General features: G+C 55.5%; 11 protein-coding genes. 6 read left to right on the forward strand and 5 right to left on the reverse strand.

Going from position 1 to position 18,004, the window contains the following annotated elements; translation table 11 throughout:
• Positions 1–9: 9 nt before the first annotated feature.
• On the forward strand, positions 10–753 hold the full coding sequence (locus tag DESAC_RS05655; protein ID WP_013706114.1) for a phosphorylase family protein: 744 nt from the start codon (positions 10–12) through the stop codon (positions 751–753).
• A gap of 178 nt (positions 754–931) precedes the next feature.
• Here the strand turns inward: DESAC_RS05655 and DESAC_RS05660 are convergent, their stop codons facing one another.
• The gene (locus DESAC_RS05660; protein WP_013706115.1) at positions 932–1,741 is read right to left on the reverse strand and encodes a carotenoid biosynthesis protein; all 810 of its coding nucleotides are present in this window, start codon (positions 1,739–1,741) and stop codon (positions 932–934) included.
• A 365-nt stretch (positions 1,742–2,106) separates the two neighbouring features.
• Here DESAC_RS05660 and ispH point away from each other — a divergent pair, with 365 nt between their 5' ends.
• Positions 2,107–3,846, forward strand: a complete 1,740-nt coding sequence (ispH, locus tag DESAC_RS16240) for a 4-hydroxy-3-methylbut-2-enyl diphosphate reductase (RefSeq protein WP_013706116.1) — start codon at positions 2,107–2,109, stop codon at positions 3,844–3,846.
• Positions 3,847–4,148: 302 nt separating this feature from the next.
• Here ispH and DESAC_RS05670 read toward each other — a convergent pair whose 3' ends face one another.
• Together DESAC_RS05670 and DESAC_RS05675 are read right to left on the reverse strand one after the other, a co-directional pair.
• Positions 4,149–5,324 carry a DegT/DnrJ/EryC1/StrS family aminotransferase gene (locus DESAC_RS05670; RefSeq protein WP_013706117.1) on the reverse strand — a complete coding sequence of 392 codons (1,176 nt, stop codon included), beginning with the start codon at positions 5,322–5,324 and terminating at the stop codon, positions 4,149–4,151.
• A 45-nt stretch (positions 5,325–5,369) separates the two neighbouring features.
• Positions 5,370–6,377: a GDP-mannose 4,6-dehydratase gene (locus DESAC_RS05675; protein WP_013706118.1), complete on the reverse strand. Its 1,008-nt coding sequence runs from the start codon at positions 6,375–6,377 to the stop codon at positions 5,370–5,372.
• A gap of 361 nt (positions 6,378–6,738) precedes the next feature.
• Here DESAC_RS05675 and ppdK point away from each other — a divergent pair, with 361 nt between their 5' ends.
• Together ppdK and DESAC_RS05685 are read left to right on the forward strand one after the other, a co-directional pair.
• Positions 6,739–9,537 carry a pyruvate, phosphate dikinase gene (gene ppdK / locus DESAC_RS05680; RefSeq protein WP_013706119.1) on the forward strand — a complete coding sequence of 933 codons (2,799 nt, stop codon included), beginning with the start codon at positions 6,739–6,741 and terminating at the stop codon, positions 9,535–9,537.
• Between the two features lie 89 nt (positions 9,538–9,626).
• Positions 9,627–10,004: a hypothetical protein gene (locus tag DESAC_RS05685; RefSeq protein WP_013706120.1), complete on the forward strand. Its 378-nt coding sequence runs from the start codon at positions 9,627–9,629 to the stop codon at positions 10,002–10,004.
• Positions 10,005–10,294: 290 nt separating this feature from the next.
• Here the strand turns inward: DESAC_RS05685 and DESAC_RS05690 are convergent, their stop codons facing one another.
• On the reverse strand, positions 10,295–13,033 hold the full coding sequence (locus DESAC_RS05690) for a cation-translocating P-type ATPase (RefSeq protein WP_013706121.1): 2,739 nt from the start codon (positions 13,031–13,033) through the stop codon (positions 10,295–10,297).
• A gap of 19 nt (positions 13,034–13,052) precedes the next feature.
• Complete coding sequence (locus DESAC_RS05695) at positions 13,053–13,835, reverse strand: TlyA family RNA methyltransferase (RefSeq protein ID WP_013706122.1); 783 nt, start codon at positions 13,833–13,835, stop codon at positions 13,053–13,055.
• A gap of 211 nt (positions 13,836–14,046) precedes the next feature.
• Here DESAC_RS05695 and DESAC_RS05700 point away from each other — a divergent pair, with 211 nt between their 5' ends.
• The gene (locus DESAC_RS05700; RefSeq protein WP_013706123.1) at positions 14,047–15,381 is read left to right on the forward strand and encodes a sigma-54-dependent transcriptional regulator; all 1,335 of its coding nucleotides are present in this window, start codon (positions 14,047–14,049) and stop codon (positions 15,379–15,381) included.
• Positions 15,374–17,641 (forward strand): fused MFS/spermidine synthase, encoded by a 2,268-nt coding sequence (locus DESAC_RS05705; RefSeq protein ID WP_013706124.1) that lies wholly within the window; start codon positions 15,374–15,376, stop codon positions 17,639–17,641. The genes DESAC_RS05700 and DESAC_RS05705 overlap by 8 nt, the downstream gene beginning before the upstream one ends.
• The last annotated feature ends 363 nt before the right edge of the window (positions 17,642–18,004 follow it).

Consider the following 18,004-nt stretch of genomic DNA (forward strand, 5'->3'; position numbering starts at 1 on the left):
ATAGTCTTGATGGCGGCAGTTCGAGAGGAATTGCAGCCGCTCTGGCGTAGAAATCGACCCCGGCGGATAGAATTCGGCAAGGCCCCAGCCTGGATTCTGACGAAAGGCAATTATGAGTGTGTCGCCGTTCTGTCCGGTATGGGCAGAGAACGGGCCCGGAGGTGGACCGAGCGGGCCATTGCCGCATTTGCCCCCGATTGTCTGCTGACGGCAGGATTTGGAGGCGCCCTGAACCCATCTTTGCCGCCGGGTGCGGTGGTGTTGGCCGCCGAGTTCTGGCAATTAGAACCCCGGGAAGGCGCCCTCAATCGTCTGGAGCCGATCCTGGCCGGGCCTCCGGCGGCATTGGTAGGTTATTTGCGGGAAAAGGGGATTAACGCCTACGAAGGCGTCAGCATCACAACCCCGGCGATCATGCCAAAAGCCTCGCTCCCCCTCCAAATAACCCGATTGCCCCTGCCCGTGGTTGATCTGGAGACGGCCGCAGTGGCGTTGGCGGCCCAGGCGCACCGCCTGCCATTGGTAGGAGTGCGGGCGATCACTGATACCGGCAGCGAGGAGATTGCCCCCTTTCTGGCCGACCTCATCAATACCCAAGGCATCGTCACGATATCTTCGCTCATCCAGGCAGTCAGGCAACGTCCCCAACGCCTGGGTTATCTCGGGCATCTGTGGCGCCGCTCCCGTCTGGCTGGCCGACAGTTGGGCAGGGCCTTGAATCTCATACTGGATTATATAGATTTTCATGTTTAATAAGTCACAGCGAAGCATGAAAACAGAACCGTGGCGGCTGCTCACAATAATGCTTTTGCTGCTCACCGCCCACTGCCCACTGTTTTTATAAAAGTTCGCAGTAATTTAGTTTTTCATGGGACGGGGGCTTAATGGCACATAATGAGAAATGAGCCTGCTGGACGGCGCCGACCCTGCTCTAGTTCGCTTTGAACCCTGGGTGACAGCGCACTAGTATTGCAAGAGTGGTGAACGGCAGGTAAATAAAAAGCCCTACCAGTCCCAAGAGGGTCTCTCCGATATAAAATGTCAGGATCAGGTTAAACAGCAGAATTCCAAGATACAGCCCGGCGCCCAGATAGCCATCATTGGTGGACCGGCTTTGCCCCCAGGACAGCCACGGAAACGGCACAGACCAGTGGCTGAGGCGTTGGAGGACCGCGACCATCACCAACCCGACGACAAACCAGCCGACAAAATTGCTCAAGGGGATGCCAAAATAAATGCCCGCTTCCGGATACCCGTAGATCTGCCCCAGAAACCAGCGATAGCCGCGCAGCGCCAATGGATCGATGATGATATCCAGGGTTACAAAGAGCACCACCGCCAAAAGCAGGGTTGCCAGATTATACCTGCCGGTGTTGACGGGATGTCCCGAGACGGGCGAACGTGGTAGGGGGGCCAGCAAAAACAAAGCCAGGCTGTAACTGGCGTAAGATAGGAAGACGTATGACAGGGAGTCCATCAAGGGCACTCCCAGAACCCAGAGTTCCTGGCTGTGAGTCGCCGGAATATACATATATAACCCGTACGGAATGCCGGTGTGAATAGAGCAGAATTCCGACGTCCAGGCAATGCCGTAGCCGAGAAGCAGGTACAGCAGAGTCGGCCCGAGACCCAGATGGCGCGTGGCCAGACAGAGATAGGCCGCCAGAAAAATAAAGACGTAAGGTCGCAGGAATAATGTACCCCAGAGCAGGCTTACAAAAGAAGGAGTGGACTCAGACATCTAAACCTCTGTAGAAATAACCGACGGTTCCTGACAGATTAGCAAGCGGTTTGCGTTAAGCTTGCTGTCGGCGATGATATCTTGACGGGATAGGAAAAACTTGTCAAGCTATTCAGGGCCGTTGATTTAAAAATTCCGGTGGTAGACCCTGACACTTATATAAAAACAGTGAGCCGTGAGCCGTGAGCCGTGAGCCGCAAAAACATTATTGTGAGCAGCCGCCACGATTCTGTTTTTATGCTTCGTTGTGTTCGGCAGAACATGTGCACTTATATAAAAACAGTGAGCCGTGAGCAGGAAAAGCAATTACTATTACTGTAGTATTCTAACCAAAAACCAGAAACCTACCAGAGGAGTTCACTTCCTTGAAAGTCATTCTTGCCCGCACAGCCGGCTTCTGTATGGGCGTCAAACGGGCTATGGAATTGGTCTTGCAGGCCATAAACCGCAAGTCCGGAAGCATTTACACTTATGGTCCCCTGATCCATAACCCCCAGGTTTTGGAGTTGCTGGAGGAACGGGGCATTGGCATCTTGAAGAACGCCACGCCGGACTCAGGTTCCGTGGTAGTCATCCGGGCCCACGGTATTCCTCCTCAAGAGCTGGAACTGCTCAAGGCGGCCGGCTGCCAGATCATCGATGCCACCTGTCCCAAGGTGGCTAAGGTACACGCTATTCTTCGCCGGTGGGCCCAACGGGGCTACGACGCCATCATTGTGGGCGACGAGGACCATCCCGAGGTCCTGGGTCTGATGGGATATACCGAGGGTCGCGGGCGGGTAGTCGTGACTTCAGATGACGTTGCCCGGCTGCCGGAGTTGGCGCGGGTTATCGTGGTGGCCCAAACCACTCAGAGCGAAGATGTTTTTACCAGGCGGGTAGCGGAAATCAAGGCCAGATTTGCGGAAGTGCAGGTCTATAATACTATCTGCGACGCTACGGCCAACCGCCAGGCCGAGGTTCAAAAACTGGCGAGAGAGGTGGAGGCGGTCGTAGTTGTCGGTGGCCGGAGCAGCGGCAATACCCAGCGGTTGGTGGAAATTGCCCGGGCTACCGGGACGCCGACCTATCATGTGGAAACTGAACAGGAACTAGACATGGAGGAAATGCAGCAGTTTAAGACGGTGGGAGTGACCGCCGGCGCCTCCACCCCCCATTGGCTGATCAGCAACGTTGTCTCCATGTTGAAGCACGACTGGGCCACGCGGCATGGTTTTGTGGCCCAACTCTGGCAGCGTCTCTGGCGTTTCCTGGTGAAGTCCAACTTATACGTCGCCCTGGGGGCCGGCTGTTTGAGTTATAGTTCTTCTCTCCTGCAGACCGTTGAACCGCTCTGGCGCTATTTTTTTGTGGCCTTTTGTTACATTTATGCCATGCATATCTTGAACAATTTTACCGACGCCGCCAGCAGACTGAACGATCCGGTGCAGACCCGGTTCTACGGCCGCCACCGCCGTTTTCTGCTTATTTCCGGAGTTGCTTCGGGAATCCTGGCACTGCTCCTGGGTCTGGCCCTGACCCCCCTGGCCTTTGTCTTTATCCTCATCATGAGTGTGTTGGGTCTGATGTATACCATTAACATCTTCCCGTCCCGTCTGGCTTCTCTAATGAAATTTCATCGCTTGAAGGAGATTCCGGGTTCTAAGGCCATCTTCACCTCGATCGCCTGGGGGGTCCTGGCGGCCTTGATCCCCGTCATCTGTTCGGAGCGCAGCCTTACCCCGGCTACGGCTTTTGCCTTCCTGTTTGTGGCCGGCCTGGTGTTTATCCGGTCAGGCTTTTTCGAAATTCAAGCCCTGGAGGGTGACCGGGTCGTCGGTAAGGAAACCCTGGCGGTAGCTTTGGGGAAAGAGAATACGTTTAAGATGCTTTACCTGTCAACCGGACTGCTGCTGGCAGTCATGGCCGGTGGCAGCCTCATGGGCGTCCTGCCGACCTTGGGCTACGCCCTGCTCGGCTGCGGGGCCTACGCCCTCGGCTACCTGACCCTTTACCGCCGGGGCTACCTGGAATCCGGCCTGCTGCTGGAAAGTCTGGTGGAAGGCAATATGATCCTGGCCGGCTGGATCTCCTTCCTATGGGATCCTTTTCATTATATTTTTTAATCTGAGCTTTTTGCAAAACAGTTGTCTTTGTCATCCTGAACGATGTGAAGGATCTTAAGCCTATAAAAACATTAGATTCTTCGCTACGTTCAGAATGACAATAACCCCATAACAATAGTTATGCAAGAGCCTCTAGCAGTTTTTTGATAATCTTCCCAATATTGAAAATATCGTGATGATCCTATCAAGAAAATGAGTTTCAAATTTCAAGTTCCGGGTTGAACAGATCGAAGCCATCAAATCGCTGCAAGATTGTTTTCATGGTTTGTAGGTTACGTACAATTTATGAAAATTAGCAAAAATTAGATGCGATGAAAACGACCGGAGGTGAGAAAGTTTCGAATTGTCTCGGTTACTATTTCGAGTTGGGTGCTGGATAGCGCCGGATAGAGTGGCAGAGTAAGCTCACGAGCCGCGGCGTCTTCGGTGAGAGGCAGGCGGTGGTCAAAGTTTTCCCCCAACAGGTGGCGATAGTGGGTAAAACGGTGCACCGGAGGATAATGTATGCTGGTCTGAATTCCTGCTTGAGCCAGGGCGGTCATGAGTTCGAACCGATTGATTTCTTTATTTAACAATACAGGGAAGATATGATGGGTAGAACCAACCGGCGCCCGGAGAAAAGGGAGTTCCAATTGTTCCAACTCCCGCAATTTTTCCTGATAAGCCAAGGTTAATTCCCGTCTCCTCGCGTTTCCCGCTACCAGCCTCTCCAGTTGGACAATTCCCAGGGCAGCCCGTATTTCATCTAACCGAAAGTTGTAGCCTCGAGCTATAACGTCGTAGCTGAAGCTATGTCCTTTATGCCGGTCCCATGTTAAAGTGGTCATGCCGTGAGAGCGGGCCACCTTTATCTTAGCTGCCAGTTCATCGTCGTTAGTGACAAGCATCCCACCTTCGCCGGTGGTCATATTTTTATTCGAAAAAAAGCTAAAACAGCCGATATTTCCGATGGTTCCGGCTTTTTGAGGACCGGCTGCCGATTGATAAACTGCTCCTGGGGCGTGGGCACAATCTTCGATAATCTTGAGGTTGTGCTGTTTGGCCAATTCAACTAGGGAGTCCATATCGCAGGGGTAGCCGGCGTAGTGGACTACCATCAATGCCCTGGTGCGAGGGGTAATTTTGGCGGCGGCATCCCCAGGCGAGATGTTCAAATCATGGGGTCCGTTGATATCCACAAAAACCGGTTGGGCTCCGGTGTAGAGGATGGCGTTGGCGGTGGCCACAAAGGTTAAGGCCGGACAGAGGACCTCATCACCGGTTTGAAGACCCACAACTTCGCCGGCCAGATGCAGCGCGGCAGTGCAATTAGCCACAGCAAAAGCGTGTTTGATGCCCAGAAAGGTGGCAAAGCGTTCTTCGAATTCCTGAGTGCGGGGGCCCATCGAAAGCCAGCCAGATTGTAAGACTTCGGTGACGGCGGCAATTTCCTCGGGACCTAAGGTAACATCAGCCAGGGGGACTTTCCATGGATTCATAGGAATTATCTTCTATAAAGTAAAATTACCGGCAGTGGTTACTGCTCAGACGTTGTATAAATACGGTTTATATTGTCCCAGATTCTCCCGAATAAAAGCGATGGTGTGGCTAAGGCCTTCTTCCAGGCTAATCATTGGCTCCCAGTCTAGTAATGCCTTGGCCTTACTGTAATCACAAAGAAGTTCCATAACCTCGCTGGCCTCGGGGCGGACGCGCTGGTCTTCACAGATAATCTCTTTATTGCCGCCCAACAGGGTAATAATCATGTAGGCCAGTTGGCCGATAGAAACTGATTTTCCGGAGCCGACATTGATGACCTGCCCCACCGCCGCGTCGGATTCTGCTACTTTGAGAAAACCGGCAACGGTATCGGAGACAAAGTTGAGATCGCGCAACGGCGTTAGGCTTCCTAGACGGATAATATTGCCGGAGAGCCCCTGAGAGATAATGGTGGGTATGACCGCCCGGGCCGACTGTCGGGGACCGTAGGTGTTAAAAGGCCTGATTGTTGACACCGGCGTTCCGAAAGAGAGGAAGTAGCTTTCCGCCAATTTATCCGCCCCTATTTTACTAGCCGAATATGGGGATTGGCCCTTCAATGGGTGCTCCTCGTCGATGGGAGTATATCGGGCGGTGCCATAGGTTTCGCTGGTGGAGGTATGGACAAAACGCCGGACCCGGTGCTGACGGGCGGCCTCCAACAGATTTAAGGTGCCGCCACAATTAACGGTCACATAGTTGGCCGGAGCGATATAAGAATAAGGGATAGCGATTAAGGCGGCCAGATGGAAGACGATCTCACAATCGGCCATGGCCCGGAAAGCGCAAAATGGATCGATAATATCTCCCGCCATTACTTCTAGTTGCCCTCTCAGATCCGGATGGATCAATTCCAGCAAGCCCCAGTCGCTGCGGGAGTTATAATGTACCAAGGCCCTGACCTGGGCCCCGAGTTGGAGCAATGATTCTGTCAGGTGGCTGCCGATAAAACCGCCGGCGCCGGTTACCAGGACGCGGGTATTCTTCCAATATATGTTAGTATCTATGGCCATTTTTATCGGGTCAGATTGAAAGGTCCAATGAAGTAGTTTTTCAGCATGCCCTCAGCGGTTAAATTATTAAGGTAAACCAATATGATAGAAAATTATAAATATCTACCGAGCTTGTGGACTTACACTTTAAAATATGGTTTTGGCTGAAAGCTGATTTATCTTTTATTTATAATACTAATTGTGGCAAATTTCATGAAAAAAAACCAAATATTTGAAATAAAGTCTCTTACCGGAGCCAATGTTAAATATCTAGTAGATTTTTCCCGTCATTTATATTATTTTTAAGCTTACCTTGCCGAAAATCTTATATTCCGTGGCCGTAAGGCAGGAAACGGCTATTTTTTATAAGGGAGGAGAATCCATGGCACCAGAGCGCTACTGTTACGCTTTTGAAGAGGGAGACGGGAAAAATAAACACTTATTAGGCGGCAAAGGGGCGGGTCTTTGCACCATGACGCAGATCGGCCTGCCGGTGCCTCCGGGTTTTGTCATAACCACGAAGGCCAATGTGGATTACCTGGAGTCAGGCGGCCAGTTCCCCGAAGGCCTGATGGATGAAGTGCACGAATATATGGAGGCCTTGGAGAAAAAGACGGACAAGGGCTTCGGTAACCCGGAAAACCCCCTGCTCATTTCAGTGCGCTCCGGTTCCGCGCTGTCCATGCCGGGTATGATGGATACCATCTTAAATCTGGGGTTAAACGACGAGACGGTTCCCGGCTTTATTAAACTGACTCAAAACGAACGGTTTGTCTATGATGCCTACCGCCGCTTTCTGCAACTGTTCGGCAAGATCGGCCTGGGCATTCAGGACGAACATTTCGACAAAATATTTGAAGAAATTAAGGGTAAATATCACGCCCATGTAGACACGGAACTTAATGCCAAGGCCCTGGCCGAGGTCTGCGACCGGTTCAAGGAGCTGATCAAGCAGAAAACCGGGAAACCCTTTCCGCAAGATCCCTGGGCCCAGTTGGTGATGGCGGTAGACGGGGTTTTCAAGTCCTGGACCGGCAAGCGGGCGGTGGACTACCGGCGCCAGTTTAACATTACCCCGGATATGGCCTATGGCACGGCAGTAAACATCTGCACCATGGTTTTCGGCAACATGGGCACGGATTCGGCCACCGGCGTAGGCTTTACCCGCGATCCGGGAACCGGAGAGAATATCCTCTACGGCGACTACCTGGTAAACGCCCAGGGCGAGGACGTGGTGGCCGGTATCCGCACCCCGCGGCCCCTGCGGGAGCTGCGCACCGACATGCCGGAGATATATAAGCAATTGGAGCAACTGCGGCACACCTTGGAACAGCATTACCGGGAAATCCAGGATTTCGAATTTACCATCGAGCGGGGCAAGCTCTATATGCTGCAGACCCGCAACGGCAAGATGAACGCCTGGGCCTTATGCAAGACCTCGGTGGACCTGGTAAAGGAAGGCCTTATCAATGAAGAGGAGGCGCTGCTCAGAATTCCGCCGGATTTCCTGGAACAGTTCCTGCACCGCCGGATCGACCCGGATGCCAAAGTAGAGCCGATCGCCGTGGGCATTGCAGCTTCCCCCGGCGCCGCCGTCGGCAAGGTGGTCTTTGATGCCGACCGGGCCGAACGCTTGGGCAATGAGGGCGAGAAGATCATTCTGACCCGCATTGAGACCAAGCCGGAAGACATCCACGGCTTTTTCGCGGCGCAGGGTATTCTCACCAGCCGGGGCGGCAAGACCTCCCACGCCGCCGTGGTGGCCCGAGGCATGGGCAAACCCTGCGTCTCCGGAGCGGAGGGCATGGACATTAATTATGAACTCAAAGAGGCCCGCATCGGCAAGCATATTATCAAGGAAGGCGATATTGTCACCATCGATGGCGGCGCCGGGGCCGTATATCTGGGCGCCGTGCCTATGGTAGACCCCAAAGTCAGCGACGATCTGGTCATGCTGCTGCAGTGGGCCGACAAAATCTCCCGTTTGGAGGTCTGGGCCAACGCCGATACCCCGGAGATGGCCGCCAAGGCTCGGGAACACGGGGCCAAAGGCATCGGTCTGTGCCGCACCGAGCGGATGTTCAATGAAGCCGACCGCCTGCCCTTGGTGCGCAGCATGATCCTGGCCAACACCCCGGACGAGCGCAAGCGCTGGTGTGACAAGCTGCTTCCCATGCAGCGGCAGGACTTTTACGATATCTTCAAGGCTATGGACGGACTGCCGGTCACCATCCGCCTCTTGGACCCGCCGTTGCACGAATTTCTGCCCACCATCGAGGAACTGCTCAACGATATCAGCCGCCTGAAGGAATTCAGCCAGGTCATGTACTCCCTGGAGCAGCTGCCGGGAACGGCCATGATGATCGATCCCGAGCTCTATAAGCTGATGCCCAGCATTGAGACCATGACTCGGGAGTTTAGCGAATATAAAACGAAAAAATTGGACCAGAAGCTGTTGAAGCAGAAGGAAGAAGTCCTGCGCCGGGTACGGGTGCTCACCGAAGTCAATCCCATGTTGGGAAACCGCGGCATCCGCTGCGGCATCTCCTTCCCGGAAATCTATGATATGCAGCTTCAGGCCATCTTCGAAGCCACCGCCTTGGCTTTACGGGATAAAATCGACGCCCGCGCCGAAGTCATGATTCCTCAGGTTTGCACTGCCAAGGAACTCGAGTGGGTGAAAGAGCGGGCCGTGCGCATTCACGGCGAGGTTGAAAAACGTTACAACGTCAAGATTCCTCATAAGTTCGGTACTATGATAGAAGTCGTCCGGGCCTGCCTGCGGGCGGGGCGGATTGCCGAAATCGCTGAATTCTTCTCCTTCGGCACCAACGACCTGTCCCAGGCCACCTTCTCATTCTCCCGGGAAGACGCCGAGAATAAGTTCCTGCCGATCTATAATACCGAAGGCATCCTGAGAGACAATCCTTTTGAAATCCTGGACGTCATGGGAGTAGGACGCCTGATGGAGTTGGCCGTCAAGGAAGGCCGCCAGACCCGCCCGAATCTCAAGGTGGGCATCTGTGGTGAGCACGGCGGCCAACCACAGGCCATCGAATTCTGCCACCAGGTCGGCCTGAATTACGTTTCCTGTTCCCCCATGCGCATTCCCATTGCCCGGATGGCGGCGGCACACGCAGTCATCAAGGAAAAGGGCAGGGCGGTAACCAAGGCGTTGTAAAAGTAACCCGCTGCTAGGGGCGGGGTAACCTGCCCCTGCACCTTAATAAAGAGAAGACTGCAAACTCCTGAAATAAGGAGGTGGAATACATGCCGAAAAAAACTTTGTCCAGCCTCACTATCGACATGCATGTCCGCTGTCAGCAGGTGTTTCCGCAAGAGAGCGAGGCCGCTTATCGGGAACTGAAAACCATGGGGGTCAGACTTTCCCGAGAAGAGGCCCTACACCTGGCTCGCGCCATTCTGGCCGCCACCCAGGAATGGGAGGAGGTGGAACTGGTGGTGCACCGCTTCGACCGCCGCCCCTCTGATAGGGCCTACCTGCTGGCCGTCGTCCCGGAACACCATGAGGTAGAAGATCAGGAGTTTGTCCAAAAAATCCGCCGCCCAGTCCCCAAAGACCTCGATATGCCAGAGGATATAGGAGAGGTCTTGGAATCATTGAAAGGCTCGCCCATTTCTGACTGATTGGCATTGCCTATCGGTCACCCGCGAACCATGAAAATTGGTGTCGGACCATTCCAGAAGGCGGCATGCGCTTCGCTTTGGCTTACGCCGATCTGCGATTCCCGCCCTACAACACTGCAACCCCGGCAGGCTCGCCTGTAGGGGCGAATCTTGTATTCGCCCTAGGCAAAGGTGGGTTGATCCGGCGAATTCCGCATTTGTCCTGAGCGGTTTGGTTTTTTCGGCTTTAATCATCGGATTCATTCACCGGGTGTCTAATTTTCTGGGATTTGATGATAATCTCGAGGAGCTTATTGAGCCCGCCGTCGGAGAGCCAGCTTAGTTAATTCCACCACCGGGATCAGACTGAGGCTGAGGCCGCCGGCCAGCAGCCAATCATGCCAGTCCAAGGGAGTCGTATGGAAGAGCGTGGCTAAGGGGGTACATTGCACTACCCCCACGGTCATTGCCAAGGAGATGATGACCGCGGCGATCAGGAAACGGTTGGCAAAGGGGCCGACGGTGAACAGAGACAGGCGGCTGGAGCGGCAGTTAAAGGCGTTGACCAATTCGGCCAGCACCAGAGTGACGAATACCATGGTCTGGGCGTGCGGCAGAATCTGTTCGGAATCGGTGGCGCCGGTTGGATTATAGAGGTAATAGTAGGCAAACAATGGTAGGATGATGAGGGTTTTATAACCGGCGATTACCGCCAGCAGGGTATTAACCGTGTTGGTGAAAACCCCCTCGGTCAATGGTCGGGGGGGGCGGGACATGATGTCCGGCGCCTTGGGATCAATTCCCAGGGCCAGGGCTGGCAGGCCGTCGGTAGTGAGGTTGACCCACAGTATCTGTAGTGCTATCAAAGGCATCGGCAGCCCGAGGAAAAAGGCCCCGGTGAGTATGATTATCTCACCCAGATTACAGCTCAGCAGAAACACCAGATACTTTTTGATATTATCGAAGATGGCCCGGCCTTCCTCAACTGCGGCCACCAGGGTGGCGAAATTGTCGTCCGCCAGAATCATCGCTGCGGTCTCCTTGGTGACCTCAGTACCGGTGATGCCCATGGCGACGCCGATATCGGCGCGTTTGAGGGCCGGAGCATCATTAACCCCATCGCCGGTCATGGCCACGATTTCACCTTTGCGTTTCAAGACCTCCACCAGACGCAGCTTATGCTCCGGGGCGACTCGGGCAAAAACCGCCGTGTGCTCCACCGTGGCGAGAAGCTCCTCATCATTCAATTGATTGACCTCTTGGCCGCAGAGGACGGTTTGTCCCGCACCGCTTTTTTTCATGAGACCCAGGTCGTTGGCTATGGCACCGGCGGTCTGAGGATGGTCTCCAGTGACCATGATCACCTTAATGCCCGCCCGGCGGCAGCGGCTGACGGCCTCCTTGGCTTCGGGACGGGGAGGATCCATCATGCCTACCAGCCCGACCCAGACCAGATCGGTCTCCTCAGATTCCGGGGTCAGCTCCGGCCGGTCAGACAGGCGTCGATAAGCCAGCCCCAGGACCCGCAGGGCTGATCCGGCCAGGCGGGAATTTTCCGCCAGAATATCCTCGCGATCCGCTTCCTCAAAAGGTTTTTCCCCCTGAGTAGTCAATTGCCGGACACAAAACGGCAGCAGGTTTTCCGGAGCGCCTTTAAGATACATGACCGGGCCCGCGGTGTCCTGATGAATCGTGCTCATGCGCTTGCGTTTGGAGTCAAAGGGAACTTCGCCCAGCCGTGGATGTTCTTGTATCAGGTGGGGGTAATCCAGGCCGGCTTTCAAACCCATGGTCAGCAGGGCGCCCTCGGTGGGGTCCCCGCGCAGCCGCCAGGCGCCTTCCTCCTGTTTGAGAGTGGCGTCGTTGCACAGCAACGAGATGCGGGCGGCAGTATGCAGTACCGGATTGGCGAGGGTAAGAATCTCATGGTCGGCCGTATGAAAGTCACCCTTGGGTTCATAGCCGGAGCCGGTGACAGTGACCCGGCGATGCTCGAGGTAAAGACGGCGTACCGTCATCTCGTTTTTGGTCAGGGTGCCGGTTTTGTCAGTACAGATAACGGTAGTACAGCCCATGGTTTCCACCGCGGGGAGGCGTTTGACGATGGCCTGGCGTCTGGCCATGCGGGTGGCCCCGATGGAGAGCGCTCCGGTGACGACGGCAGGGAGAGATTCCGGCACCGAGGCCACGGCCAGGCTGATACCCCAGATAAGCATGGCTAGCCAACCGTAGCCTTTAACAATACCCATCAGCACTGCTCCGATTGCCACGGCCAGACAGATGAGGCTGAGCACCCGGCCGATAAGCGAAATCCGCTTTTCCAGGGGTGTTGGTTCGGCGCGTACCTCCCCCAGCATCTGAGCGATACGGCCGAATTCAGTGTTCATGCCGGTGGCGGTGACCACGGCGACGCCGCGGCCATAGGTTGCTACGGAGCCGCCAAAAATCATGTTGAGCCGATCGGCGATGGGGATATCCGGTGCTGGCAGCACCGCTTCGGATTTGGCCACCGGGGTTGATTCGCCGGTGAGAATGGCCTCATCCACCATAAGGTTGACCGTCTCCAGGAGCCGGGCGTCAGCCGCAATACGGTCACCGGTGTGAACAAGCAGGATGTCACCCGGAACAATCTCGCTCACCGTTACCACTACCTCTTCACCATCCCGCAAAACGGCGGCGTGGGGTGCGGCCAGCCGTTGCAGGGCGGCGGCGGCCTTTTCGGCTCGGTACTCCTGAAAGAATCCCAAGATGACGCAGGCCAGGACAATGGCCAGGATAACCAGAGAGTCCAGGTGCTCACCCAACAGGAAAGAAATCGCTGCGGCAACAAGCAGAATGACCATAAGCAGGTTCTGGAACTGACGTAGCAGAATGAGAAACGGGGAAATTTTCTTCCCCGCCGCCAGTTCGTTCGGACCGAACGCTTCCTGGCGGGTCAGAACCTCTTCCCCGGATAGCCCCTGGGCACTCGAATTGAGGAGCTGGAGTACCGCCTCACCTTCGAGGGTGTGATAGGCAGGCGTTGCCAAATCAGAATTCTCTATTGTCATGGTATGTATTCTCGAAAGTTCAAGGTTCGGGGTTGGGCGGGCACTGTCCACCAGCCAACTTTAAATATACTAAATACTCCAGATTGCCCTTGGGGCCGAGAATGGGGGATGGAACCACTCCCAGATTTTCAAGGCCAAGGGTCTGGGCGCATCGTTGAATTTCAGCTACGGTCTGGAGTTGCAGTTGCGTATCCCGCACGACCCCGCCTTTGCCGACCTGCCCCTTGCCAACCTCAAACTGCGGTTTTACCAATGCCACAATACCGCCGCCAGGGCGCAGGAATGGCAAAACGCAGGGCAGGACAAGCTTAAGGGAGATAAACGAAACGTCGATAACAATGAAATCCACAGCCTCGGGGATTGCCGGGCGGGAGAGATGGCGGATGTTCGTGCGCTCCAGCACTATGACTCGCGGGTCCTGCCGAAGCCGCCAGGCAAGCTGGCCATAGCCGACGTCCACGGCATAGACTCGGATGGCGCCATGCTGCAGCAGACAGTCGGTGAACCCTCCGGTGGAGGCGCCCACATCAAGAACCGTGAGGCCGGTCACCTGAAGCTGGAAATGGTCCAGGGCGGCCGCCAGTTTGACCCCGCCGCGACTGACATAGGGTTGATCAGGGGACTTCAAGGCGACCGCAGCATCGTCCGGAATCAGAGCGCCCGCCTTGGAAACCGGCGCGCCATTGACCAACACCTGGTTGGCCAGGATCAGGGCGCGGGCGCGCTCCCGCGCCGCTGCCAGTCCGCGTTCTACCAACAATCGGTCTAGGCGGATTTTTCTCGGGCTGAGGTGAGCCATCATACAATAATGCAGCGATTATTTATTGATATTGAAACAATGCCTAAAATATCGGTCCCGGGTTTTGAGAAAAAAAGTGCAATTTCGATTTTAGTTCATTATACTAGAAAAATCTATCCGGGAACCTAAGAAAAGCGGCAGATAGACGCAACCAATCCGATAAGGTGCCGATAAATTAGAGAAATTAAGCAACTTCGAAAAGACTGTTGTTCCTATGGCTACTTCCACGATTAAGGCCCTGATTATCGACGACGATAAAGCCATGCGGGATGCCTGTCACCAGATTCTCTCCCGCTTAGGCTATGAGGTCGAGGTTGCCAGCAATGGCCACCTTGGTTTAGCCCTGTTGGAAAAAGCTTCTTTTGACCTGGTCTTGCTGGACCTGGTGATGCCGGATCAGAATGGGGTCGAGGTGCTCAAACAGATCAAGGTCCTAGATCCGCAGGTGCAGGTTGTCATCATTACCGGCTATGGCACTATCGCCTCCGCCGTGGAGACCATCAAGTTAGGTGCCTTTGATTTTTTGCCGAAGCCATTTACTCCGGACGACTTGCGTCAAGTGGTGAAACGGGCTTTGGTGAAGCAGCGGGAAGGCGAAACCCCGGTAGTCAGAAAAGATGAGAGTGACGGGCTACGGATTGTCCATGAAAGTGAGGCCATGGCCCGGGTTATGGAAATGGCGCAGCGGGTGGCCCTCAGTGACAGTACTGTTTTGATCACCGGCGAATCCGGTACCGGCAAAGGTTTGATTGCCCAGAAAATTCATGCCCTGAGCGATCGGCGGCAGCAGCCCTTCATCACTGTGGACTGCGGCGCCCTGGTAGAGACCCTATTCGAGAGCGAACTTTTTGGACATGTCAAAGGTGCTTTCACCGGCGCCAACTCCAACAAGATCGGCAAATTTGAACTGGCCCAAGGCGGCACCCTGTTTTTTGACGAGGTCAGCAATATCAGTCTGGAGGTGCAGGCCAAACTCCTGCGTGCGGTGCAGGAGCTCAAGATCTCCCGGGTCGGCAGCCACCGGGTCATTAGCGTTGATGTGAGGATCATCGCTGCCACCAACCGTGATTTATCTCAAGCGATTCGGACCGGGATTTTTCGCGAAGACCTGTTTTACCGGCTGAACGTCGTCTCCATTCATATCCCCCCACTTCGCCGGCGGAAAAGTGATATTACACCTCTGATCGGATATTTCCTTGATAAATATAATCGGCGCCTGAAAAAGAGCGTGCAGGGTTTTACCCCTGAAGCCCTGGAGTTGATGCTGGAGTATAATTGGCCGGGAAACGTCCGGGAACTGGAGAATACCATAGAGCGGTTGGTGGTCTTCAGCGTCGGTCCCTATCTGGAATTGGCCGACCTGGCCTTTTCCGGAGTCGAATTCGGCCCGCAGCCCGGCAGTGAGGCCATCAGCCTCAAGGACATGGAGCGAGATCACATACTGCGTATCCTTCAACAATGCGAGGGCCGGCGTAGCGACACCGCCCGGCTCTTGGGCATCGACCGCAAGACCCTGCGGGAGAAGTTAAAGCGCTATCAGATTGAGTAAGCCTCTTACGGGTGCCAGCCTGATCATCTGGTGGGGCGCGCTTTCATTGGCGGCTCAGGTTATCATCCTGCGGGAATTTCTGACCCTGGCCCAGGGGAATGAATTGTACCTCGGTTTAGGCCTGTGGGCCTGGCTGGTCTGGACCGGTTTAGGGAGCCTCGCCGGTGGGTGGTTAGCTGCCGGCAGACAGATATCCTCAGGCGTACTGATCTGGCTGCTGTTCGGGTTGAGCGCCAGTCTACCCCTCACGATGATCGCCTGCCGGGCGCTGCCGACTATCATGGGTTGGACCTCGGGAGTAACCCTCTCACCGGCAAGCCTTGGTCTATGGTTTGTAGTCTTATGCCTGTTCTACTGCTTCCTGTCAGGTCTGTTCTTCCCACTGGCCTGCAAGTGGCAGGAAGGGGCGGGCGGGTCTGCCGGTCTGGTGGGTCGGGTGTATGGGTTGGACTCCCTGGGTATGTGTCTAGGCGGGATCATCTTGCAGGTGCTGCTGCTGGGGCGGGTGGGAAGCCTCAAACTGGCCCTCGGGGCGGCGTTGGCCGTAGTACTCTCCATCCTGGCCTGGTCTTATTCTACCTACCGGCGAGACCGCCATCTGCTGACGCTCATAGCGGTAGTCTTGGCTGGAGGAGCTGTGGTCGCCGCCTGGCATCTGGACCGGGCCAGTCGCAGGTGGCAATGGCCGCATCGAACCGTCCGGGCGGTAGTGGAAACTCCTTACAGTCTCTGGAGCGCCACTCAAGAGGCCGAACAGATCAGCTTCAGCGCTAATGGCCTGTGGTTTTTCAGTTATCCCGATCCCGAGACGGCGGAGGAGCAGGTGCATTACGCCCTGCTGCAGCATCCCGCCCCCGTCCGGGTGCTGCTCGTGGGCGGTGGCGTGGCCGGTTTGACCTCAGAGATACTCAAAACTCCCGGCCTTTCTCAGGTGGATTACGTTGAACTTGATCCCCAACTCATCGCCTTGGCCAGTCAGATGCTGCCGGGGGCGGTTTTACAACCCCGCCAGGACCGGCGGCTGCGGGTTATCTATGAGGATGGCCGACGTTTCCTGCAACGGGGTCAGAGCCTCTACGACGTCATCATTATGGCCCTGCCCGAACCCAAGAACGCTCTCTTAAACCGTTTTTACAGCCTGGAATTTTTTCAGGCGGTGAAGGAGCGGCTGACGCCGCAGGGGGTCTTCAGCTTCGGGCTTACCGGCTCCGAGACCAGCCTGAGCCCGCTGCGCACGAGATACCTGGCTCTCTCCGCCGCCACCCTGGGTCAGGTCTTCCCGGAAGTCATTGTGCTGCCGGGTCGCACCTGGCGCTTCTTTGCCTCCCCTCAGTCGCATAACCTGACCTCTGATCCGGAGGTCTTGTTATCCCGCCGACAGGCCAGGGGACTGGAGCTGTTTTTTGTGCGGGATTATTATCTGCGCGCCAACCTCTCTCCTGCCCGAAGGGCCTACGCCAACCGGATGCTGCAGATGGTCCCGCCGGAGATAAATACCGATCTCAAACCGGCAGGTCTCTTGTACCAATTGGCTCTCGGCGGGATGGAAGAGCCAGGTCCGCTCCCCGAAGTGCTGCTGTGGCTAAAACAGCACGGCGTCTGGTGGCTTTACGCCGGGGTCGGACTGATTACCCTGGGCGGTTGGGGCAGGCTGCGAATCGCGGGCCGGCAGAGCAGACAGGGAGTCTATCTCTATAGCGTTCTGGTCATGGGATTGACTGCTATGGGAATGGAATTAGTTGTTTTGATCCTGTTCCAAATAACCCTCGGATATCTTTACGGTCAGATCAGTCTCCTGCTAGCGGCCTTTATGGGAGGGCTGGCCGGAGGGTCATACCAGGCCGGACAGCGGTTGGCCCTGGGTGCCTCGGCCTGGCGGCTGGCGATCCTCAATCAGGCTGGTTTGGGCGTATTCCTGACTACCTTGGGTCTGGGCTTACCGGCTCTGGTGGCGTTTGCCCCGCTACGGCAGGATGGCTGGGGCCAGGCTATTTTTGTCGGTCTCCTGTTCGGTGCCGGTCTGCTGAGCGGAGCCGTCTTCGCCAGCCAGGCGGAACTCAGCCAGAGGCACGGGGTGAAACTGTCCCTGGGGGCCGGACGATTATATGCGGTTGATCTGGCAGGGGCCACCTTGGGAACCCTGGGTATGAGCCTCCTGGTGATTCCCTGTTTTGGACCGGCCCAGGCCCTGCTGTTGAGCGGGGCCATGAACGCCTCCGCCGTCCTGTTGCTTGTTGCGGAAAGACGGCGGGCGCTGTAGCGCTAAATTAAGGGGAAACTGGAACCTCATATCTGAAAACAGTGCTCTTAAAGACGGCGGGCGCGGCCCGCCCTATGAGTAAGTTGCCAATAAATTATCGATAATGGGATAGGGCAGCCCATGGCCACCGCTTATGTTTAACATGAGCGATGAGAAGAAATTTGTATGAGAACAGCAAGGATAGGGCGGCCCATGGCCACCGCTTATGTTTAACATCTGCTTGGCACGGCGAGGCCAGGCAAGGATAGGGCGGCCCATGGCCGCCGTTTGTGTTTAACATGAGCGATGAGAAGAAATTTGTATGAGAACAGTGGGCGGTGGGCAGAAAAAATATGATTGTGAACAGCCGCCACGGTTCTGTTT

It is taken from the genome of Desulfobacca acetoxidans DSM 11109 (assembly GCF_000195295.1).
Classification (GTDB): Bacteria; Desulfobacterota; Desulfobaccia; order Desulfobaccales; family Desulfobaccaceae; genus Desulfobacca; species Desulfobacca acetoxidans.